Raw genomic sequence first — 21,912 nt, 5'->3', positions numbered from 1 at the left:
GGACTTGGCCCCTGCGGTAGACGAGAACGACATACCTACCGGTTCCCTCACGAACCGGTCACGCACCCTCGACAGACCAATGTGAGAGGGGTCACCCTGTCATTCATCCACGCGGGGAGGCATGGATGGGCAGGAGCCGCAGAACACTTCCGGAGGAGCTTCTGTTGCTCGCACTGGACCCGGCCACGGGTACCACTGCGCAGCCGCAGTCGCTCGACCTCGGTCTGGCCGGTGCACAGCTAGTGGAGCTGGCGCTGGCCGGACGGATAGCCCCAGACGGGGATCGTATCGCCGTGGTGGTGCCACGGCCGACAGGAGATCCGACTCTGGACTGCGCGTTGGAGTTGCTGCGAAGGCGTGGCGCTCCCGTGCGTGCCGTCCATTGGATCGGCGGGCCCCGGCTGGGGCTCAGGCAGACCTACCTCTCGCATCTGGAGCGGTGCGGCATGGTCGCCGCCGTACCCGGCCAGATGTGCGGGGTGCTGCCGACGACGCGTTACCAGGCGACGGACACCGCCATCAGCCGGGAGATCCGCTCCCGGCTGGACTCCGCGATCCGCACCGGCGTACCGCCGGACCCGCGGACCGCGGCGCTCGCCGCCCTGGCGCACGCCGTCGGGCTCGGCAAGCACCTGTATCCCGGGAACGAGGGCCGGTCGTCCCGGTCCCGGTTGCGGGATCTGATCCGGCACGACCCCATGGGCGGGCTCGTCGCCCACGCCGTCATGGACGTGCAGAACGGCGCGGCGGCCCAGCCGCGCCGCGGCCCGGCCCCGGCCGGCCGGCAGGCCGCGCCCGGCGCCAGGCCCGCGCCGGAACCCGCGCGCGGGGTTCCGATGCAGCCGCATCGCGGGTCCATGGCGCGCGCCGTGGCCCACTGAGCCGTAACCCCGGTCCCCACAGACCCGGTTCGGGAGCCGCAGGTCCGAGCGGGGCGGTGAGATCCTCTGGTCTCGCCGCCCCGCTCGACCGCGTCCCCGGCCGCATATCCACGGTTTCCCAGCGGTGGAAAGCACCTTGGTGGCAGTCTGCTCAACAGCAGATACGCAAAGTGCTAAGCAACAGGCAGGCAGCCGGAGGTGCGCGTCCCGTGGCGTCCAATGTCAATCCCACCGTCAGGCGGCGCCGGCTGGGCCAGGAGCTGCGCAGGCTCCGTGAGCTCAAGGGCATGACGGCCGAAGAGGTGGCGGAGCGGCTGCTGGTGTCGCAGTCGAAGATCAGCCGGCTGGAGAACGGCCGCAGGAGCATCAGCCAGCGCGACGTGCGCGATCTGTGCGGGGTGTACGAGGTCGAGGACCAGCGGATCGTCGACTCGCTGATGGAGATGGCCCGGGACTCCCGGCAGCAGGGCTGGTGGCACACCTTCGGCGACATCCCGTACAGCGTGTACATCGGTCTGGAGACGGACGCCGAGTCGCTGCGGGTGTACGAACCCCAGTTGGTGACCGGACTGTTGCAGACCCGGGCCTACGCCGAGGCGCTGGTGCAGGGCGCGTTGCCGGAGACGTCGACCACGGAGATCGAGAAGCGTGTCCAGGTACGGATGCGCCGACAGGAACGCATCACCGCCCAGGCCAACCCGCTCCGGCTGTGGGTGGTGCTGGACGAGGCCGCGCTGAAGCGGGTCGTGGGCAGCCGGCTGGTGATGCGGGAACAGCTGGAGCATCTGATCGAGATGTCGCAGCTGCCGCACGTCACCGTGCAGGTGCTGCCGTTCGACGTGGGCGCGCATCCGGGGCTCAACGGCCAGTACGCGATCCTGGAGTTCGCCGACGCGGCCGACTCCAGTGTGGTGTACCTGGAGGGCGTGACCAGCGACCTGTACCTGGAGAAGGCGCAGGACGTGCAGAAGTACGCCGTGATGTACGAGCATCTGCGGGCGCAGTCCCTCAATGTGGAGGCGTCCCGGAAATTCATCGCGGATGTGGCGAAACAGTACGCCGACTGACCTTGGATCAAGCGGGGCGCGGGATCGTACACCGCCGGTCCACTCCAACGGAAGGCTCACCTGGAATATGCCATCCGGTTGAGTGAACGGCTCCTCCGCAGAGGGCAGTTGCCCGGTAGCGTCGATCACGCCAGTCAGACGACATGGTTGGCGTGAACCGCACTACCGCAACTCGCAACAGGAGTGGACATGGCACTGATTCAGGGCGCTTCGGAGACCTGGATGAAGTCTTCCTATTCCGCGGGCAACGGCGCCTGCGTCGAGGTCAAGTCGCCCACCGCCGCCGAGCTCGCCGTACGCGACTCCAAGACGCCCGAGGGGCCGATCCTGGCCTTCCCCGCCGACGCGTGGAACGCCTTCGTGTCCTCGGTCAAGGCGTGAGGGGTTCTCCCTGACCCTGGTCCGGACAACAACTGCACACGCACCACCAGGAGAGCCCTCTCGACCAGTCGCCGTCCTTGCCGAGAGGGCTCACCGCCTTCTACCGGGCCACCGGGGCCCGAGCCGTGCTCAGCCGAGCTGGGCCTCGATCGCGGAGACGACCTCGGCCGACTCCGGCTCGGTCTGCGGCGAGAACCGCGCGACGACCTGACCGTCCCGGCCGATCAAGAACTTCTCGAAGTTCCAGCGGATGTCCCCGCTGTGCCCCTCGGCGTCGGCGAAGCCCACGAGCCGCTCGTACAGCGGATGCCGGCCCGCCCCGTTCACCTCCACCTTCTCCGTCAGCGGGAAGGACACGCCGTAGGTCGCCGAGCAGAACTCCGCGATCTCCTCGGCGGTGCCGGGCTCCTGCCCGAGGAACTGGTTGCAGGGCACGCCCAGCACGGTGAAGCCCTGTTCGGCGTACTGCTCCTGGAGCTTCTCCAGTCCGGTGTACTGCGGGGTCAGCCCGCACTTGGAGGCCACGTTCACGATGAGGACGGCCTTGCCCGCGAACCGCGACAGATCCGCGGAACCGCCCTGGAGGGCCCCGATCTCGACGTCCAGCGGAGAGCCGCTGTGCTCAGTAGTCGTCATGCCCGGATGCTAGCCCCGCCGGACCACGCGCCCCTGCCCGGCCTCGCCCAGGACGCGACCGGTTTCCTCGCCGCCCGGTGTCGCCCGGCGTCGCTCAGGACGTCACCAACCCCCTGTGTCATCGTCCCCCGCCTCGACCAGGACCTCGCCGGCCGCCGTCCGTACGTACAGCACCGATCGCCCGGCCCGCCGACGCGTCACCAGCCCCGCCTCCCGGAGCACCTTCAGGTGCCGGCCCACCGAGCCCAGACCCTGCCCGGTCACGGCGGTCAGCTGGGTGGTGCTCAGGGGGGAGCCGAGGAGCACCAGCACCGCGGCCCGGCCCGGCCCGAGCAGCGCGCTCAGCCCGGCGGGCACCACCCGGTCGGCGTCCCCGGCCAGGACACCGGCACAGGGGTAGACCACGGCGTACCGCTCATCGTCCTCCCAGGCCACCCAGCCCGTGTGCTGCGCGGTCACCGGCACGAACACCAGCTCGGCACCGGAGATCTCGCGCGGCGGGTACTCGTGCAGGTTGATCTGGAACCGGTTGTCCCCGAGCCACCGCGTGCCGCCCGGCCGCAGGGAGTCCAGCACGCTCGCCCAGCCGCCCCGGCTCGCCTGCGCGGTCCGCGCCACCACATCCGCCTCCAGCACCCGCCGGCGCCGCCCCCAGTACGGTCGTACGGTCTCCTCCCACACCCACTCCAGCAGGACGGCCGCCCGTTCGGGCAGGTCGTCCCGGTCCAGGTCGGCGGGCAGCGGTCCGGCGAGGGAGAGCCGCAGGTGCGCGCGGGCGTCCGTCGGCCGGGTGGCGCGGACCCGGGCGATCCCGTCCCGGAGGCTCTCGCCGTCGCGGGGCGTGGGCGTGAGGAAGTCGGCGATCCAATCCCGCCCCAGCCCCGCCCGCACCAGCCGGGCCGTCACGGGGTCGGCCGCGAGCCTGTCCCGGTAGGCGGGCAGGTGCGAGCCCAGCCAGGAGTGCTCACCGGGATGCGTCCCCTGCCCGGCGTGCAGCAGCTTCAGCGCGGCGAAGGTCTCGGCGAGCGGCGAGATGACGAACCGGCTCCGGGCCAGGGTGTCCGCGTTGAGCTGCCACCACCCCACGAGCGCCTCCTCGTACGCCGCGTACGGACCTTTCGCACGACGGCGAAACAATAACGAGCCCGCCGCGGCCCGCCCGAGACTCCGGAACATGCCCGGCTACCGATCCCTGTTCCGCACCCCCGAGTTCACCGCGCTCTTCCTCGGCACCGCCGCCCAGACCGCCGCCGGGACCGTCGGCGGCCTCGCCCTCGGCACGCTCGTGTACCGGGCGACCGGCTCCCCCCTCCTGTCGGCGCTGAGCATGTTCGGTCCGTCCCTCGCCCAGGTGCTCGGCGCGACCCTCCTGCTCTCCGGCGCCGACCGGCTGCCCCCGCGCACCACCCTCACCGCCATCTCGCTGGCCTTCGCCGCCGGTACGGCCGTGCAGGCGCTGCCCGGTCTGCCGCTCGGCGCGCTGTTCGCCGTCGTCCTGGCCCTGGGTCTGGTCGCCTCACTCGGGGGCGGGGTCCGCTGGGGGCTGCTGAACGAGATCCTCACCAAGGACGGCTACCTGCCCGGGCGTTCGCTGTTCAACATGATGAGCGGGCTCACGCAGATCGCCGGGTTCGCCACCGGCGGCGCCCTGCTCGCCGCCCTCTCCCCGCGGGCCTGCCTCCTGCTGGCCGTGGCCCTGTACCTGACGGCCGCGCTCGTCCTGCGCCTCGGCCTGACCGCCCGGCCGCCCCGGGCCACGGGCCGCCCCTCGCCGTCGGCGACCTGGCGCGCCAACACCGAGCTGTGGTCGTCCCGTCCGCGCCGCCTCACCTACCTCGGCCTCTGGCTGCCCAACGGCATGGTCGTCGGCTGCGAGTCCCTCTACGTGTCGTACGCACCGCACGCGGCCGGCACCCTGTTCGCGTGTGCCGCGCTCGGCATGTTCGCCGGGGACGTGACGGTGGGCCGGCTGCTGCGGCCCGCGGTCCGGCGCCGGCTGGCGACCCCGCTCCTGCTGCTGCTCGCGACGCCGTACCTGGTGTTCTCCGCGCACCCGCCGGTGCCGGTGGCGGTGGTCTGCGTGACCGTGGCCTCCGCCGGTTTCGGCGCGAGCCTGGTCCAGCAGGAGCGGCTGATGAGCCTGACCCCCGGCGACCTGGCCGGCCAGGCGCTGGGACTGCACTCGGCCGGCATGCTGACCTTCCAGGGCGTGAGCGCGGCGCTGGCCGGCGCGGTGGCCCAGTTCACCTCGCCGGCCATGGCGATGACCGCGATGGCGGCGGCCTCGCTCTGCGTCACGCTGGCGCTGGCCACAGCCGCCCGCCGGACCCCGGCCCGGCCCTCCGCCGAGCCCGCGCGGGAACGCTCTGCGCTCTGACGCCGACGGGGCCGACGCGGCCGACGGGGCCCGCCGCAGGGGCGCCCGACCCCGTCGCTCCGGATCCCGGTACCGGTCGACTCCGGCTCGGCAAATGGCCGCACGACCAAGGCGGCTCTGCATACTGACCGCCATGGCCCTCTACGACGCACTCGGCGCCACATATGCCCGGACGCGGCGACCCGATCCGCGGATCGCCGCCCAGATCCACGCCGCGGTCGGGGACGCGACAGACGTGCTCAACGTGGGGGCGGGCGGAGGTTCGTACGAACCACCGCGGACGGTGCTGGGGGTCGAACCCAGCCAGGTCGTGATCAGTCAGCGTCCGGCGGGAGCCGCTCCGGCGGTGCGGGCCGTCGCGGAGCACCTCCCGCTGCGCGACGGCGCCGTCGACGCCGTCATGGCCCTGCTGACCGTCCACCACTGGGCCGACCTGGCGGCCGGCATCCGCGAGCTGCGCAGGGTCGCCCGCCGCCGCGTGGTCGTCCTGACGTGGGACCAGCGGATCTTCCGCGAGCGGTTCTGGCTCGTACGGGACTACCTCCCGGAGGCAGCCGCGTTCGACGACAGCCGGGCCGTCCCGACCGACCGGCTGATCGACCTGCTCGGCGGGGGCCGCCAGGAACCGGTCCGCATCCCCCACGACTGCGTCGACGGCTTCGGCGCCGCGTACTGGCGCCGCCCGCACGCCTACCTCGACCCACGGGTGCGTGCGGGGATCTCCATGCTGGCCCAGACCGGCGACGACGCGCTCGCGCCGGGCCTGACCCGGCTCGCGGACGACTTGGCGACAGGCCGCTGGCACACCCGCCACGCCGAGTTGCTCGGGCTCGAAGCGATGGACGTCGGTTACCGGCTGATCGTGGCCGACCACTGACCAAGGGGCCCGTCACAGACCCAGCTCCCGCGGTGGATGGCGGCGAGGCGATCGACCGATTCCGCCCCGTGAAGATCCTCGGGCGTGCCCCAGCAGATCGGCGCACTCGGGATCTCCGTGGCCATCGCCGGCATGGGAGGACGGGAGGCGCGGCACAACGAGCTCGCGCGGTCGCCCCCTGGATCCGGCGCGACCACGGCATGTGGCCGTTCGGGGCCCTGTGGCGGCGATGCCTCCCGCGGTCACGGTCGCCATGGTGCCGTGCTGTGGCTCTGCGATGCCTCCGCACTCGGCCGTGGAGATCCACCGGTGTCCGGGCCCGTTGATGTCAGCGATGGATGTCGACGGCCGCGGCCAGGCTGCCCAGCGCTGAGGCCGGTCAGGGAACGGCCATGGTCCGCGGTCCAGGGGGCGGGACCTGAAAGGTCTCCGGGTCGCCCGTCAGGCCTCCGCGTGCCTCGAAGCGCCCGCCCGGCTCACCGTTGCGCGGACCGGTTCCGTCTGGGCGCGGCCGACGCGGGAGGTGCGGGGCTACGGCGTCAGGTGCCTCGTCCGAGGTCGCGAGCGTGTCGAGACGGTGTACCGCGAGCGCCCTTGCTAGCGTCCGCTCCGCATGAAGTCCACAAAGGACTGATTTGCACCTATTGGCGGGTGAGAGGACAGGGACCATGAACGACTTTTCCCGTCGCGGACTGCTCAAGACGACGGCGGTCGCAGGTGCCGGCGCGGTCGTGGCGCCGGCCGTTGCGGCGGCCGAAGCGCCCGGTGCGAGTGCAGTGACCGAGGCCACCGTGAGCGGGGGGCACGGGGCACAGTGCCGGCCGGCGAAACTGACCGGCCGCATCGTCCGCCCCGACGACCCCGGGTACACGGACGCGCGCCTCGGCTGGGACCAGCTCTTCTCCCACTATCCGCTGGTCATCGTCTTCGCTCAGAACACCCAGGACGTGGTCAACGCCCTGACGTGGGCGCGGCAGAACGACGTCGCGCTGCGCGTGAGGAGTGGCCGCCACAGCCTGGAGGGCTGGTCGAACGTCGACAACGGCCTCGTGATCGACATCAGCGAGCTGAAGTCGGTCCACATCGACGCCTCCGCTCGTGTCGCGACGGTCGGTGCCGGACTCAACCAGCTGGAAGCGGTGACCACGCTCGCGAAGCGGAACTTCGCGGTGACGACCGGTACCGAAGGCAGCGTGGGCCTGGCCGGCGCGACGCTCGGCGGCGGCTTCGGCTTCCTCACTCGCTGGCTCGGCATGGCCTGCGACAGTCTGATCGGCGCCGAGATCGTCGTCGCGGAGGGCGGCGAGTGCGCCAAGGTGATCAAGGTCGATCTGCACCACCACGCCGACCTGCTCTGGGCGCTGCGCGGAGCGGGCAACGGCAACTTCGGAATCGTCACCTCGCTCACCTACAAGCTGGCCCCGCTGAAGAGCGTCACGTATCTGACGGCCACGTGGGACGGGATCGGCGACCTGCGCAGGGTCTTCCAGACCTACCAGCGCACGATGCCGTTCACCGACAACCGCCTCGGCACCCAGCTCGAAGTCCACCCGAACCAGATCCTGCTGTTCGCCGTCCTCCCGGAAGGAACACCCGCGGAGGCGAAGAAGCTGCTGGCCCCACTCCTGTCGATCGACAGCCCCAAGGTCAAGACGCAGGTGGGAAACTGGGGCGACGTGTATGCGGGATTCCAGACCCCGATCACGCTCGAACCCGCGAACTGGAAGTTCTCCTCGCAGTTCGCCAAGAAGCCGTTCCCGACCAAGGCGATCGACGTGATCGCCTCGTTCATCAAGAAAGCCCCTACGGACGACAGCAACTACTTCGTCCAGGCGTTCGGGGGCACGGTCAGGAAGAGCCCCCGCGGCGGCACGGCGTTCCCGCACCGCGACGCGCTCTTCTACGCCGAGCCCGGCGCCGGCTGGGGCAAGCGCAGTGACCGGCCGGGCGTCTGCGACCCGCTCACCCCGGAGGCCCAGGCCTGGATCGCCGAATTCAGCCACGCACTGCGGCCCTACGTGGACGGCGCCTACGTCAACGTGCCGAACATCGGCATGCAGGAGTGGGAGACCGCCTACTGGGGATCCAACTTCGGCCGACTGCGCAGGATCAAGGCGGATTACGACCCCCGCAACGTCTTCCAGTACGACCAGAGCATCCCGCCCGCGTCCCGCTGATCGAGCACGGCCCAAGCCCCCCGACCTGGGGAGCGGCTGCCGTCAAAGGCCCCGGACCATGATCGGTCCGGGGTCTTTTCGCGATGTCCAGTGCTGTTGATGTCACCTGTGGATGTCAGCTGTGGATGTCAGCCGGAGTTTCGACCACTTCGGCATCAGCTCTTAGCACCCGGTTGAAGAACTGGACATCAGGTGATCCGCAGACCAAGTCAAGCTGGCGAGTCGGAGTCGCACCGCTCCGCAGCGCGTGGCCGTGGGACGCCTGGTGGGCTTCAGTCGACCATCTGCCCGTCGTACATACCGCCACTACAGGTGTTGTTCGCCCAATTGACCGTTCCGCCGCCCTGCTCGCACTCACCCGGGGTGAGGCTGGCGGCGGTGGCGGTGGCGGCGCCTGTGAGGCCGAGTCCGGCGAGGGCTGCCGTGGCAATGACGGCGGCGAGGATTCGTCGAATGCGCATGTGGTTCGCCTTTCACGGATTGCCTCGGTTGGGACACTACTCAGCCAATTGTTCATCCATGTGGCCGAAACTTCATGTTGGGCCGTCGGGATGACATTGCCGTCGGGTGCGGGGTCGGTGACGCGCCCCGTCATCCAGGCCCTCGCGGGCGGTGCTGCGCGTGGCCACCTCGCGGTCCCGTTCTCAGGAGATGGCCGGTCCACGGGCCGCACATGGTTGAACTGAACAAATTCAGTTGGGGACTCACGGGGTAGCGCCGCACGGCAGGTACCGGGGGGGACGAGCGGCGGAGGAGCGACGGGGGGTGCCTCTATGTCCTTCGTCAAGCGAGGCGTGGGCTGCGGGGTTCGTAGAAGGCGCCGTCGCGGAGCATGGCGAACAGCACGCTGATGCGGTGGCGGGCGAGGCGGAGGAGGGCCTGGGTGTGGGTTTTGCCCCGGGCTCGGCAGCGGTCGTAGTAGGTGCGGGAGGCGGGATCGTGCAGGGCGGCGAACGCGGAGAGGAACATCGCGCGTCTGAGTTGTCGGTTCCCGCCTCGCGGGGCGTGTTCGCCGTGGATCGAGCGGTACATCGCCAGCTGGGCCCGCTCGCTGGTCGCGTACATGCGGCACGCGCAGCTGGAGCCGCCCCCACCCCCACAGCCCATCCCCGAAGAGGTCCGCCCGTACGTCCACGACATCGGCACCTGAACAGCGGCCCCGCTCTCCTTCGGGAGGGCGGGGCCGCTTTCGGCGTATCGGCCAAACGGCACGCGATCAGACCCTGATGGCCGCCAGCGCCTCATCGGTGTCCGACAGCCCGTCAAGCACAACCTCAGCTTGCGCAATCCGTAGATCAGCCGCTGAGGTACGACCGGTGGCCACCGCGACCACCCGCACACCAGCCTCACGGCCGCCAGCCACATCGGCCGGGGTGTCGCCGAGGAACACACCCTCTTCCGGACGTACCTCGGCACGCTCAAGGGCGACCCGCAGCAACTCCGGGCGCTCCTCTCCATCCTCCGCGTAGGCCCCGCACTCCAAGTCCAGGTAGCTGTCCAGGCCGAACACAGCCAGCTTCACCTCAGCTGCCGCGCGCACGTTGCCGGTGACCACGGACTGGCGCACCCCGCGGGCCGCGAGGGCGGCGAGAATGCCGGCGGCGCCAGGCAGGGCATGGCCCCGCTCACGCAGCTCTGCCGCTCGCCGCACATGGAAGGCCCCGAGGGCGTCAGCGAACCGGGTGAACAGCGTCTCGCTGTAGGAGATGCCGTGCAGGCGCGCAGTCTCCCGGAGGATCACCCGCTCCGTCGACCCCGTCACATCAGCCTGCTCGCGCATCACCACACCCGTCACCTGCTCGAACGCCGCGCCCCACAACTCGCGGCCGAGACCGCGTGTTGCCATCAACGTATGGTCGATGTCCCACAGCACCAGCTCCGGCACCAGCGCCTCCTCTCCACGAACAGGGAGTCCCCGCGCACCGGAAACCTTACGCTCAGACCAAGGAGCAAGGAGCGGGCGATGGTTGCACCAGACCTCCCCATCGGGGACAGAATCAGGCATTACCGCGGCGGACGTCGACAGGACGCGGTCGCCGGGCTGGTTGGAATCTCTCCTGACTACCTGTCGCAGATCGAACGCGGTCTCAAAACCCCGTCGCTACCCATCCTGTACGCCCTGGCCCAAGAGCTGGGCGTGCCTGCCGCAGCGCTGTTATCCGAGCAGGCGCCGGCCGAGGACGACGTGACGGATACGGCCGAGGCCGCCGTGGGCCGGGCCCTGCTCGGATACGGTCCGGCGCGCAGCACCACGCCGGTACCGGCGGCCGAGCTGAGGGACCGAGTGGAAGCGGCGTGGCAGAGCTGGCAAACCGCTGGGGACCGCTTCACGAAGGCTGCCGAGACACTGCCCGACCTCGTTGCGGACGTAGAGCATGCGGCCCGCTCTGCACGGTCCGGCACGGATGCGGTCGAGCGACGCGCCGTGCTCCGGACTGCGTCCGACCTGTACTGCCTGCTCCGTTCCTACCTCTGTCGTACCGGCCGCATCGACCTCGCCACCCTCGCCGCTGACCGGGCGATGCGCGCCGCCGAGGATGCCGACGACCCGCTGCGGATCGCCGCGGCCCAGTGGAACCTCGGTCACGCCCTCCTTGCCGCGGGCCAGCCGGGCGAGGCCGAAGACCTCGCGCTCCTGGCGGCCGAGCAGATCGCCGCCGCCCGCGTGCCAGAGGTGGAGAGGACAGCGATGGCCGGCGCCCTCCAACTCGTCGCTGTGGTCGGGGCCGCCCGTCGGCGCCGCTGGTGGGAAGCACGGGAACGGCTCCGCGAGCACGCGGCCAAGGCCGCGCGAGCGGTACCGGACGCCAGCAACATCGCCCGGACAGCATTCGGCCCAACCAACGTCGCGCTCCACGCCCTGTCCATCGACATGGAGGCCGGAGAGACCGGGGAAGCACTCAACACCGCCGACGCCATCGACACCAGCCCGCTGCCGTCAATGGAGCGGCAGTTCACCTTCGGCCTGGAGGTAGCTGCCTGTCACAGCCAGCGCCGCGACGATGCCGCAGTGCTGCTGTCCCTTGTGGGGCTGGAGGCGATTGCTCCGGAGGACCTCGCGCGGACACCGCTGGCGCGGCAGCTGGTGCTGACGGTGATCCGTAGAGCCAGAGCGATGCACGCACGCCAGGCAGAGGATCTCGCCACTCGGATCGGGCTGCTGGACTGACCGAGCGCCTGGGTCACCCGAGCTGTCAGCTCGGGTGGATCTGGCAATGCCTTCCTACGGTCTTCGGTGTGACACGGAACACGCTGACCGTGGAGGCCTGACGTATGCCAAGCGACACCGTGAGCGCAGCCGACGCGCTCACCCTGCTCCCGCTCCCCAAGTTCAACGCCCTTTCGCAGGACCAGGTGCGCGGCATCGCCTGCATCTGGGATGGAGTCCCGTTGAGCACGGCCACCGCGGTCGACCTCGGCGAACGAAGGGTCAAGCAGTTCGGCCAGCACACCAGTTGGTTCCCCCGCGCCTGCCGACCGTGCGCTCTCAAGCAGGCGATGGCCGCGCTGGTGGATCACGGCCAGTCCTGCGAGCAGTGCATCGATGACCACAACCTCTGCACGACGGGCCTGGGGCTGGTGCGCGCGGTGCGAGAGGCGCGCCGATGACCGGGGAGCGGAAGTCCCTGGAGGCGCGGCGAGCAGAGGCCGCCGAGTCGGGGTACCGGGCCGCCGGCTACTGCGGACTCCTGCACCCCGAGGGCAAGGCACGGTGCACGAGTCCGCCGTATCACCCTGGTCGTCGGCATGTGGACTACTACAACGGTCGGCAGTCCCTCGGTGACGTCACGGGCACTGAATGGGTCGAATAGACGCCGTGCCCGACATGCCGACGTGCCGGGCACGGATGAACTCCGGCGCTTGAGGTGAGCGCCGGTCGGCCACCCTCATCAGGGCCTGCACGGGTGGCCAAGGGGTCCGTCGCCGGACCGCCCCTGGAGCGGCGGCGGACCCCGCAGTAACCGCACCTGGTAGGCAGTCGTTGGCGATGTGCCACCCATATGGCCCCATTGAAGGAGATGCGCCGCATGGCCGCCATCTGCCCCAACTGCCACTTGCCAGAAATGATCGCGTACGTCATCAACGACACGGGCGTGCACCCCTTCCCGTGCCTGGAGTGCTCCGCGGGGCCGTTCCGCTCCACCCCTCACGGGCAACTCACCGGAGCAACCGCCTGCGCTACCGACGGCTGCCAGGGCTCCGTACGCGATGAGTACCAGTACGACGCCAAGGGTCGGCTGTCCAAACTGACCCGGATCAAGTGCCAGTTCTGCGGCACGGACAAGACAGGAGTGATCAATGCCGGAAGTACGCCAGAACGTGTCATGCCCGACCCCCGGCTGCCCGGGTTCGAGGGCCGACGTGTACGTCACGGATGACCAGGGCAACATCATCGGCCGCAGCGGCAGCGAGCCGTGCGGCACGTGCGGGAACTGATGTCGGTGTCCGAGTGGATCGACCCGCGGTACGCGGACCTGGTGGCGGCATGGCGACGGGCGCAGCAGCTGGACCCGCGTGACCCGGAGCCGCACCCGCGGCGGGCGTTCATCGTCCCGCCCAAGGGCTGACGGCGGGGCCCGGCCGGCAAAGTTGGACGGCCGGGCCTTTACCTGATGAGGTCGGCGGGCGGTACGTCTAGCGCATCGGCCAGCAGTAGCAGATCCTCCAGGTTGGGGATGCGCTGTGCGTACTCCCACCGGTGGATCGTGCGGTGATCCCGGCCAACGCGCTCGCCGAGCTGGACCTGTGTAAGGCCGGCGTGCAGGCGTGCGGTTCGGATGCGTGCCCCGATCTCCCGGCGGCGGGTGAGTACCCAGTCGGGCATCGGATCGAGTGGCACCTGCCCACGCTGCTGTGATCATGGCTTGATGTCTTTGCCCGGCCAGGCAAATTTAATGATCTTCAGGTGGGGAAATTCGCCAGATGCCGCCCCGTCCCTGGTCGCCAGGGGTGCGGGCGTAAAGCAGCGGCCACAGGGGCGTACGCGTCTCCGCCCCTCTTGGCCGCCAGACGCCGGACTTCGGTCAAGGCGTCCCGCCCCGGTGCCCATCGGTACCGGTGCGGTTTACGTTGGGATGCAGAAGGGCCCCCGTCGACAAGAACGACGGGGGCCCTCCGCCTGTTCGGGCCGGCCTCCCCGCCGGGCACCTCACAGGATCACGGAACGCGCGTCTCAGGCACGCGTGGGGAGACGCGCCTGCCCGTCCCGATGGCGACACTCTACGTGGCTGTTGAACATAGTCCAGTCACTCTTCCGGGTGAGTGCCGGAGCAAGATCACGTGGGGATGTGGCATCTATGTGGCATCCGATCATGAGAAAGGCCCCCCGTTCGAACAGAACGGGGGGCCTCTTACCCCTCTGACCTGCTGTTCAGGTCTGTGCCCCCGGCAGGATTCGAACCTGCGACACCCGCTTTAGGAGTTTTCTCCGGGCGAGGCTGTGACCTGCGGAAACGATGACCTAAGGGTGCCTGGCCTGGGAAAACGCCACTCCGTAGTTCTCACCTGTTCATGAGGTTTCCCGGCCCCATGTGTGCTAGGTCCGTGCCGCAGGTATCGATCTGACGGCAAGGAGGTTGAGGCTCGGTTCGATGAGCGCGATGCAAACCCACTCTGCGGTCGCGCGGGAGCGGTCACAGCGTTCGGGATGCTGCACTCTTCCTGCGGTTGTCCTTCTCCCGAGAGTCTCCTGCTCCCATACGCCTAGCGCGGATCACTCGCGCAGTAAGCGCATAGCCAGCACGGAACCGTCGAGATGTATGGAGACGGGGCCGTTCCAGCGTGGGGCCCAGGTGTCGCGTGGCCAGCTGGACCGGCGCGCGTAGATTTCCCGCCGGTACTGCTCTAGCCTGCCCTCCTCAAGATGGCGGAAGAGGTCCTCCGCCACACCGGAGAACGCCTCGACTCGCTTCCTGTTAAGTCGGAAGACGTGGTCTGTGCCGACAAAGTCGATGCCGAAGAAACGGTGCCGTGCGTCCTGGACGCTGTCTGTTGCCGCGTGCGTAATGCCGGCGAAGTGCCGCTGCCCTTGTCGTTTCGTCAGGTACGGGGCGGTCGCCCTTGCGTCCCCGGCGAAGGCGGTAAGACCCCCAGCCGCTGTGCGTGCGAGCGCGTGCTGGAACCACCCGTAGAGGTCGGGACTCACGTGAAAGCCGGGTTCCGGCTCAGCGCGTTTGTCGCCTTGCGCGGGCGGCTGGATGCCGGGATAGACGTTCTCATCCTCCAAGGCGTGGTCAAGGACGCGGGCCGGAGCGTCCAGCCAACCTCCCTCTCCCTCCGCCTCCAGGGTGTGGACTGTCAGGGGACCGTCGAGTGGGAGTTCTGTGCTGAACACCAGGCACGGTGTCTCGTCCCACGCTCCGATGTGCACCGCCTCGACGTGGGCGGAGGCCGAGGCGAGCTGGGTGTGAGAGGCGGAGAGCCCGCTGTGGTTCCCCTTGCATGCAATCGGGAAGGCGCGAGAGGGCTCGCCGGGCTTCCACACCTCGGCGAAGAACTGCGGGCGGTATCGGTACCCCGACTTCGGGCCGGAGTCCCTGCTGGTCAAGGCCCACCCTGCGCGCAGAGCTGTGTCAGCCGGCACGATCGAGACAAAGTGATTGGGATAGCGCCTGCTCAGGAGCCGTGTAGCGAGAGCCAGCGCGAAACCGGTGCCGAGTTCTCCTGACTGAAGCGCTTTGTAGTAGTCCGCGGTCTCCTTGCCCTCGGTGGACAGAGCCATGAAGGAGCCCGAGTCTCCGGTCAGAGCCTGGTTGTACTTCAGGCAACCCCAGTGCTCGGCGAGGCCACGTCCGGCTCCGCGCCGTGCCAGGGTGATGGCCCGTCCAAAGGAGTGCAGCACATCCCAAGGCGTCAGCTGCACGAGCCGGCCGAGATCACTGGCCGGTATGGGGCGGAGCCCAGGCTTCCGGCGCAGCCGATCGAGTTCCTTCTCCTCCCTTTGCTTGTCGTCGTCCGCCGCTGCGGCGCTCACGTCACCTGCCAGCTCCTCGTTCGAGTGGACTGATACGTTCGACGGCTCCGCAAGGTCTCTCAGCACTTCAGCCGTGATCTTCAACCTGCTCCCCCTCGTGATCAGACGCGCCTGGTCTGAGCGCCGTGGCCCGGTAGCCACGCCGCGGCTTACGTACGTGCTGGCTCTACGCGTGGGCTTCTGGCTGGCTGGCCGCGAGGTCATTGAGAGCGCCGTTCACGACGTACCAGGACACGGTGAGCGTGTCGCGGTCGGGAGTGTGCGCCTCGCGGAACTCACGCCGTGGGTGGACGAAATTGCGGTACTTGCAAACAGCCTGGCTGAAGCGTTCCATGTCGACGTCGATCCAGCCCGCCTGGTGGCAGATGTCGATGAGGGCCTTGAGGCCAATGAAATTCGGGTCTTTGTTGCTCAGCAGGGAGGCGTTGCGCTCCTCGATCACTGTAAGCAGGACGCCTTCGAGGAGGCTGCCCAACATGATGATGGCCGCGACGTGAGCGCCGTTGGAAAAGCAGGTGCGGGCTTCGTCCAGGCGGCGCTGAAGCAGCGCAGCCATCCGCGGTTCACGGATGATCTCGGCCATGGTGGCCTTGAGCTCGACCGGGGCCTGATGCCCCGGGTGCGCCATGGCTGGGTCGCAGACGACAACCCTCGGTCGGCCTCCGGGGTTTTCCAAACGGAAGCCTTCGTGGACGAGGAAGGTGTTGACCGCACTGACGACGGTCGGCAGTGCCTCGGGTTCTCCGAGGTACTCGCGAGCGTCCGCGAGTCTGAGGAGCACCTTCTCCAGCTCGGTGGGGTTCTCACGACGTTCCATGAGTAGCTGGAGTGTCCACTCGCCCCGGTACTCGCCGTCGTACTCGGGCACGTTGTGCCATCCGGCGTTCTCCAGGAACTGGGCTATCTCGAAACCCCTGCGGTAGTAGAGGTGGTCGTCGCCGCAGATGACGCGAGCCAGTTCCTTCAAGGTGTTGCCGTCGAGCGGGCCCAGAACAGTCTCCTGCGTCATACGGCGTCCTCCGTGGTGTCGTCGTCGGTCTGCTCGTCCGCAGTGTCCTCGTCATCGGTGAACTCGTCGTCCGAGGAGAGGTCGAGGGCCTTCCACTCGGCGTGAGGGCTGGTCGGCCGGGCGGCTGTAGTGGACTGTGTGTAGTTGGCGGGACGGATCCCCTGGCGGTCGAGTTCCTCCCACAGGCCATCGAGCGCTGCGCCGGGATCGAAGCGGAATTCGCTCTCGCGTACCCGCCAGAACTCCCAACCGACACGCTTAAGTTCTCGGTCCCGCCGCTGGTCGTTCTCGATCTGCTCCCGCGTGGCGTGGTGGAAGGCGTCACCGTCGCACTCGACGGCGAGACGGCCGCGAGCCCCGACGACCACCAGGTCGATGCGCTTGCTGCCGGCCGGGAACTGCGGGATCACGTGGTAGCCCCGCTCCTTGATCTTCAGATACACCTGCTGTTCGAAGAGCGAGTCGAAGGGGGCCCTGCGGACGTCCGGCAGCACTGGTCCGATGTCGTCGGCGGCCTCCAACGCTGCGGGCGGGTTCTCCATGTACGTCAGAAGGTTCAGCCGCAGGTCGTGCGGCTTGAGACGGTCCGGCGGGACCGAGTAGAAGAGCCACATCTGATCCTGGGCCCGGCTGGCGGCGACGTTGTACGCCTGCTGTTCGCTCTTGTTCCCGCCCGCTGCCCGGGGCGGGTCCGTCACGACCATGGACAGCAGGATGACGTGGCGTTCGTCGCCCTGGAACGAGGCAGCGTTGCCTACGCGAATCCGGTGCTGCTCGCGCACGGTGGCCGGCAGCCGCTGCTCAATGAGGGTCTCCAGAAGCTTGATCTGCCCGAAGCCCTGGAGGACGATCACGCCCATGGTCCTGTCCTGGTAGGCGCGGTCCTCGGTCAGGCGGGCCAGGCAGTCGACGATCGCCTCGGCCTCCTTGGGGTTGTGCACACGGCTCTCGCGGCCCACGACCACGGCGCCCTCGACGAAATGGGTGCGCAACGGGTCCAGCCGTTCGGCGCCGTACTGCCGCAGGGGCAGGAGTTTGTTGTTGTAGAAGGTCCTGGAAGACCAATTGATGATCTCGGGCACACAGCGGAAGTGCTCTTCGAGGCGGATCACCTGCGGGAAGAAGGTGGACAGCAGCTGGTACAGGTTGGTGTGCGGCGTGTAGAGCTGGCGCAGTCGGCTGGGCATGTCCGGCAGATGGGCGGCCAGCTTGTCCTGGATGGCCTGGTGGCGGCCGTTGCGCGTAAGGGCGGGCGCGCACTGTTTGTCGTCGCCGACGACGATCACACGGGGAGCCAGCCAAAGGAGGAACAGCGCGTCCATGCCCGCCTGGCTGGCCTCGTCCACGATGACGACGTCGAAGGCGTCCCGCTTGGCCTGCACCATCTCGGCGACCTGGGGGATGGGCATGACCCACGCAGGCACCGCGTCCTGGGCCACGGACATCGCATCGCGTGCCGCGGCTCTGAAGAGGCCCGTGTTCTTGCCCTTGCCCTTGCCGAGGGATGCCATGTGCGTCCGGTACGCCTGGAGCGCCGAGCGTTGTTCCTGCGTCATCCGCTCCAGGCAGTGCAACCGGCCCCAAGCCGCAGCCAGCTCACCGGTCACCTGCTCCAGCCGGTCTTCGTGCTCGCTCAGGTCACCCTCGAGCTTGCGCTCCAAACCGGGCGTGCGCTGCCTCTCCAGAAAGCGCGACGCCTTCGCCCACGCCCACGCCCGCTCCAGGGAGCCTAGCCGCTCCTCCCACAGGGGATCACCGGCGCTGTCGATGAGGCGGCCCGCGAGCAGGGAGTGGCCGGCGCGCAGGGCGCCGAGCAGCTCCGTGCACCGATGTTTGCGGTGCTCCCGCCGGTGCGCGGCGGCCAATGCCTCCAGAGCCTCGGCATAAGCCTCGACGTCCTGATCACGGAGAGCCTGTACCAGGGCCATGGACTCCGCAGCCGGTTGCGTCCCGTTGACGGGGGCACGCAGGAGTTCGTCCAAGGCGGCCAACTGGGTGATCGCCTCGTCGGCGGCCCGCCGGCCACGGAGCGCGGCGACCCCGGCGTTGAAATCCTGCCATGCCTGGCAGGAGGTGATCTTCAGCCGTACGCCGTGACGTACGAGAAGCGCGTCGACGCTGTCCCGGGCTGAGCCGAATGCCTGTACGTGCTCAAGGCACGCTGCCCGTTCGGTCAGTTCGGCCAGCCGAACCTCCACGTCTCCCTGCGGGAGGTCGGCGTTCACCTGCTGCCAGCGCGTGGCCGCCCCGGCGAGCGCGGAATACGCCCGGAGGTGCGTCAGCACGGCGTCCAGATCCTCGGCCGTCTGCGGCGAACGGCCGTCGACGGTGCAGGAGTCCAGCAGGTCCCGGGCGTTCTTCTGCGCCTTGCCCGGGAATCGGGACCGAAGGGCCTTGCCCGCGGCCAGGTGGTCCCGGAGCGCCGTGCCGGCGGTTGCCAGTCGGGCTGCATCTTGGGCAGGCAGGTCCGCCGGCACGGTGACCAGGCGTAGACCCAGCGCATCCACGTCCTGCGCGACCTTGCGGATGTCGTCGGTGACGGCTGACACACGCTGCCACAGCCCGAGGTCGGAGCGGGAGAGTCGGTCCGTCAGCGCCTGGGTTATCCAGGAACCGGGATCCCAACGCGTGGCGTCGGCAGGCATCCCGAGGTGATGAAGGGCAGTCGCGCAGGCATCGAGAAGCGAGGCCAGTTCGGAGGTCACGGACGCGTCGAGGTGGGCGAGTATGTTCCGGATCTCGACAGCCTCCGCAGACAGGCCCTCGTCGCTGAGGTGGCTGGCCGCGAAGACGTCCGCGATGTGCCGGGGCGAAGGAAGCTCGTCAGGTACAGGAAGGGCGCCGTCGGCACGCGGTTCACCAGCGCCGTCACGCAGCAGGACGAGCAGTTCGTGGGCCTGCTCGGAGGTCAGCGGAGGGGCGTCCTCGGCGGTGTCCGGGAGACGGCCGATCCAGCTGAACTCCTCGGCGCTGGCATGGACCCGCTCCACGATCTCGGCGAGCGTTCCTGCGTATCCCGGTGCCACGCTGCGATGCCGGTACTCGGCCTCCCGCAGCGAGATCACCTGCTCCGTGAGCGTCTTGATGCGTCCCCGCACCTCGTCCCGTTCGCAGGTGAGACGGCGGATCTCGGCGCGCAGTTCGTCGGGATCACTGGCGGCCACCTGGTCGGTGAGCGCGTTGATGGTTCGTTCCAGTTCGTCCTCGCCGTTGTGGCGAGTGGAGCTGAGCAGCAGGACGCACAGGTCACGTACAGATGAGGGAAGTTTGTCCCGCAACACGGTGAGCGGCTGGTCGCGGGCGCTGGTGACGAGTACCCGCTGACCCTGTGCGAGCAGCGCGGAGACAAGGTTGGCGATCGTGTGGGTCTTGCCCGTTCCCGGCGGCCCCTGCACCACGACACCGGTGTCCTGCTCCAGGCGCCCCAGCACACTGCGCTGCTGAGCGTTCGTCTTGCCCGGGAAGAGCGGATCGTCGCCGAAGAGCGGCACCCTCTGGTCCCCGTCCCAGGCGGAACGGTCGGCGGTCTCGATCGTCATGGCCATCTGGGCCAGGCCGAGCGGTGCCCGGCCTTCCGAGGCCACCGCCTCCGCGATCTGGTCATAGAACCGCAGCAGGGAGTTGAGGTTGCGTGGGCGCATGACCAGGGCAGGCGCGTAGGTGAGACGTGCCCCCGGTTCAAGCGCGCGGGGCGGCTCCCACGCCGCGCTGAAGCCCATGGGGCGGGTGATCGCCCGCTCCTGCCACTGCGCCAACTGTTCCAGTGCCTCGGGCCCGAGCGGATCCATCCCCCATGCGGCGATCTCTTCCGAGAGAGCAGCCCCGCGCTCGCGTACCCATCCGTCGTCGCTGTCAAGGAAGTCCTGGTCCTCGAGACGCAGGGCGCTCTCCGACGACAGCCTGACCGTCAGCCGCGCCGTGCGTCGGTCGACCGAAGTCTCCACCCGCTGGGTGAACAGGTGGCGGTGCACCACGTCCCCGTCCAGGCCGAGCCAGGTCAATAGACCAATGCCGAGGACGACCTCCGTCTGGTCGTCCTCGCGGGCCAGTTTCTGGTGCCACGCGTACATCCGGTCGTAGAGCTCACGAAGCGGTCGTTCGCTGCGCTCCCGTGCCGCCCAGCGGCGCCAGCGATCCAGCCAGGCTCCGTAGGCCCGCAGGACGTCACCGGCCTCTTCACGGCGCACGGTGCCTTCCTCAGCCAGCCGCTCCTTCGTGTCTGCGACGCGAACCAGCTCGGTCCCCGGCCCTTCCTCCGCAAGGGGCGGGTCACCTCCGTCGGGATCCAGGCAGCGGGTCGGCTCCACCCAGCCGTCGAGCGAGTCGGGTAGATCGGGCGGCGCACTTTGTGGCACGTGGTCGAGCGTCAGCAGTACGCCGTCAGGGCGCGGTGCCGGTCTGCGGACGGGATCCGGCAGCTTGGCCAGCCAGAGGCGCTCACGGCCGCGGTCGTCACGATGTCGCTGATGGCTGCTGTGGACCATGTCGCGCAGGAAGTTGACCAACCCTGCTGTTTGCCCGATGACGTCGGGGTCACTCGCGTGGCGTCGCGGGTCCTTCACCGTTCTCCTCTCGGCCGCTGACGAACATTCCAGGATGAGGGTCGACCAGGGACCCAACAACGAGCTCCGGGCAACATGACCGGATCCGTTTCACTGCCTTTGCGTCGTGCCCATGCCAAAAGACTGGATGCGGAGGTGCCGAATGGTTTGGCGGCGGTACCCCCGCAGCGCTCCGCCAGGTGCTTCTGCCCAGGCTGTCTGCCCAGGCTGGAAGTGACGAGGAGGGGCTGCTCGAGAGATACCGACACCTACTCGTCTGTGAAGTGCCATTGCATGCGAACTGAGAGGGCAGCTCACAACGAACGATGGCCGGTTATAGCGCAAACCGGACGTCCGCCCTGACAGTCTCGTCATGGAGCTGCCCACGCTCATGAGGAACTGAGATCTTCGGGACCGTTCGGGAGCGAGGCCGTTCGCAGGGTTGGCCTGACGGCAGAACAGGACGCTGTTCTGGGGGAGAAGCCCCTGGTCAGTAGGTGGACGCGTGCGCCGCCTTCATTCCATCCCACGACACCCTCATCTTGGCGGGTAATGCTCGACACTGCTACGCGATGCTGTTTCCGCTTGTCAGCAGCGCGCAGCTGTGTAGGTCGATCCTTCGTATAACCCTTCGTGCTGCACAGTCCGCTGACGCTTCGCGCACGCATGAAGCCCACGTCTTGGAAGCCGGCCGCTCCTTGTCTCCTACTGGATGAGGGCATGCAGGACGGGTACGGAGGCCCCGACACTGGTCAGACCGGCCAGAACGGCACCAGCGAGCTGCGTGCCGCACAGGAGGGTGAGGCCGCCGGTGACTACGCCGATGACTACAGCTGTCAGGAGGATGAGCGCGCTGCGTACGGACATGAAGGGGCCGGGTCCTGAGTGCAGGGGCGAGGGCGAAACTTGCTGTTCCTGAGAGGGCGTCATGCGTCCCATGGCATCAGTGACCGTCCCGTAGACCTGCAGCGCACGAACGAAGTTGTGATGCCG

20 protein-coding genes and 1 pseudogene are annotated in these 21,912 nt (G+C 68.9%); 11 read left to right on the top strand and 10 right to left on the bottom strand.

Annotated features, from left to right (window positions below):
* Positions 1 to 125: 125 nt before the first annotated feature.
* From IE273_RS07715 to IE273_RS07705, 3 genes are all read left to right on the top strand, one after another.
* Positions 126 to 881 carry a GOLPH3/VPS74 family protein gene (locus tag IE273_RS07715; protein ID WP_189814385.1) on the top strand — a complete coding sequence of 252 codons (756 nt, stop codon included), beginning with the start codon at positions 126 to 128 and terminating at the stop codon, positions 879 to 881.
* A gap of 209 nt (positions 882 to 1,090) precedes the next feature.
* Positions 1,091 to 1,948, top strand: coding sequence for a helix-turn-helix domain-containing protein (locus tag IE273_RS07710; RefSeq protein WP_189814384.1), 858 nt, complete (start codon positions 1,091 to 1,093; stop codon positions 1,946 to 1,948).
* Between the two features lie 189 nt (positions 1,949 to 2,137).
* Complete coding sequence (locus tag IE273_RS07705) at positions 2,138 to 2,329, top strand: DUF397 domain-containing protein (protein ID WP_030642837.1); 192 nt, start codon at positions 2,138 to 2,140, stop codon at positions 2,327 to 2,329.
* Between the two features lie 129 nt (positions 2,330 to 2,458).
* Here IE273_RS07705 and IE273_RS07700 read toward each other — a convergent pair whose 3' ends face one another.
* Together IE273_RS07700 and IE273_RS07695 are read right to left on the bottom strand one after the other, a co-directional pair.
* Complete coding sequence (locus IE273_RS07700) at positions 2,459 to 2,965, bottom strand: glutathione peroxidase (protein ID WP_229887119.1); 507 nt, start codon at positions 2,963 to 2,965, stop codon at positions 2,459 to 2,461.
* Between the two features lie 102 nt (positions 2,966 to 3,067).
* Entirely contained in the window at positions 3,068 to 4,051 is a 984-nt protein-coding gene (locus tag IE273_RS07695) for an ArsR/SmtB family transcription factor (RefSeq protein ID WP_189814383.1), read from the bottom strand.
* Between the two features lie 88 nt (positions 4,052 to 4,139).
* Between IE273_RS07695 and IE273_RS07690 the strand changes: the two genes are divergently transcribed.
* From IE273_RS07690 to IE273_RS07680, 3 genes are all read left to right on the top strand, one after another.
* Positions 4,140 to 5,342 carry an MFS transporter gene (locus IE273_RS07690; protein ID WP_189814382.1) on the top strand — a complete coding sequence of 401 codons (1,203 nt, stop codon included), beginning with the start codon at positions 4,140 to 4,142 and terminating at the stop codon, positions 5,340 to 5,342.
* Between the two features lie 133 nt (positions 5,343 to 5,475).
* Positions 5,476 to 6,219, top strand: coding sequence for a methyltransferase domain-containing protein (locus IE273_RS07685; protein ID WP_189814381.1), 744 nt, complete (start codon positions 5,476 to 5,478; stop codon positions 6,217 to 6,219).
* Between the two features lie 668 nt (positions 6,220 to 6,887).
* Positions 6,888 to 8,396, top strand: coding sequence for an FAD-binding oxidoreductase (locus IE273_RS07680; RefSeq protein ID WP_189814380.1), 1,509 nt, complete (start codon positions 6,888 to 6,890; stop codon positions 8,394 to 8,396).
* 272 nt (positions 8,397 to 8,668) lie between these two features.
* Here the strand turns inward: IE273_RS07680 and IE273_RS07675 are convergent, their stop codons facing one another.
* From IE273_RS07675 to IE273_RS07665, 3 genes and pseudogenes are all read right to left on the bottom strand, one after another.
* Positions 8,669 to 8,857, bottom strand: coding sequence for a hypothetical protein (locus tag IE273_RS07675; RefSeq protein ID WP_014673289.1), 189 nt, complete (start codon positions 8,855 to 8,857; stop codon positions 8,669 to 8,671).
* Positions 8,858 to 9,179: 322 nt separating this feature from the next.
* Positions 9,180 to 9,419, bottom strand: a pseudogene (locus IE273_RS07670) (IS110 family transposase); the annotation flags it as partial.
* Positions 9,420 to 9,612: 193 nt separating this feature from the next.
* Entirely contained in the window at positions 9,613 to 10,281 is a 669-nt protein-coding gene (locus IE273_RS07665; RefSeq protein ID WP_189814379.1) for an HAD family hydrolase, read from the bottom strand.
* Between the two features lie 78 nt (positions 10,282 to 10,359).
* Between IE273_RS07665 and IE273_RS07660 the strand changes: the two genes are divergently transcribed.
* The 5 genes from IE273_RS07660 to IE273_RS44630 all read left to right on the top strand — a co-directional run bounded on the left by IE273_RS07660 (position 10,360) and on the right by IE273_RS44630 (position 12,964).
* A complete protein-coding gene (locus IE273_RS07660) occupies positions 10,360 to 11,565 on the top strand; it encodes a helix-turn-helix domain-containing protein (RefSeq protein ID WP_189814378.1) in 1,206 nt (401 codons plus the stop codon).
* Positions 11,566 to 11,669: 104 nt separating this feature from the next.
* Positions 11,670 to 12,005 (top strand): hypothetical protein, encoded by a 336-nt coding sequence (locus tag IE273_RS07655; protein WP_189814377.1) that lies wholly within the window; start codon positions 11,670 to 11,672, stop codon positions 12,003 to 12,005.
* Positions 12,002 to 12,208, top strand: a complete 207-nt coding sequence (locus tag IE273_RS07650) for a hypothetical protein (protein WP_189814376.1) — start codon at positions 12,002 to 12,004, stop codon at positions 12,206 to 12,208. The genes IE273_RS07655 and IE273_RS07650 overlap by 4 nt, the downstream gene beginning before the upstream one ends.
* Before the next feature lie 216 nt (positions 12,209 to 12,424).
* Positions 12,425 to 12,775, top strand: coding sequence for a hypothetical protein (locus IE273_RS07645; protein WP_189814375.1), 351 nt, complete (start codon positions 12,425 to 12,427; stop codon positions 12,773 to 12,775).
* 57 nt (positions 12,776 to 12,832) lie between these two features.
* Entirely contained in the window at positions 12,833 to 12,964 is a 132-nt protein-coding gene (locus IE273_RS44630; RefSeq protein ID WP_268257495.1) for a hypothetical protein, read from the top strand.
* Between the two features lie 38 nt (positions 12,965 to 13,002).
* Here IE273_RS44630 and IE273_RS07640 read toward each other — a convergent pair whose 3' ends face one another.
* The 5 genes from IE273_RS07640 to IE273_RS07620 form a co-directional block, all read right to left on the bottom strand.
* Entirely contained in the window at positions 13,003 to 13,221 is a 219-nt protein-coding gene (locus IE273_RS07640) for a helix-turn-helix transcriptional regulator (protein WP_229887141.1), read from the bottom strand.
* Positions 13,222 to 14,109: 888 nt separating this feature from the next.
* Entirely contained in the window at positions 14,110 to 15,453 is a 1,344-nt protein-coding gene (locus IE273_RS07635) for a hypothetical protein (RefSeq protein ID WP_189814373.1), read from the bottom strand.
* A gap of 82 nt (positions 15,454 to 15,535) precedes the next feature.
* Positions 15,536 to 16,378, bottom strand: coding sequence for a hypothetical protein (locus IE273_RS07630; RefSeq protein WP_189814372.1), 843 nt, complete (start codon positions 16,376 to 16,378; stop codon positions 15,536 to 15,538).
* Positions 16,375 to 20,565, bottom strand: coding sequence for a PDDEXK-like endonuclease domain-containing protein (locus IE273_RS07625; RefSeq protein WP_229887118.1), 4,191 nt, complete (start codon positions 20,563 to 20,565; stop codon positions 16,375 to 16,377). Before IE273_RS07625 ends, IE273_RS07630 begins: the two co-directional genes overlap by 4 nt.
* 1,059 nt (positions 20,566 to 21,624) lie before the next feature.
* Positions 21,625 to 21,786: a hypothetical protein gene (locus IE273_RS07620; protein WP_229887117.1), complete on the bottom strand. Its 162-nt coding sequence runs from the start codon at positions 21,784 to 21,786 to the stop codon at positions 21,625 to 21,627.
* Between the last annotated feature and the right edge of the window lie 126 nt (positions 21,787 to 21,912).

The sequence above is a fragment of the Streptomyces olivaceoviridis genome, assembly GCF_014650115.1.
Taxonomy (GTDB): domain Bacteria; phylum Actinomycetota; class Actinomycetes; order Streptomycetales; family Streptomycetaceae; genus Streptomyces; species Streptomyces olivaceoviridis.
Note: the sequence above shows the minus strand (reverse complement) of the source record. Positions and strands in the feature narration are given on the sequence as shown.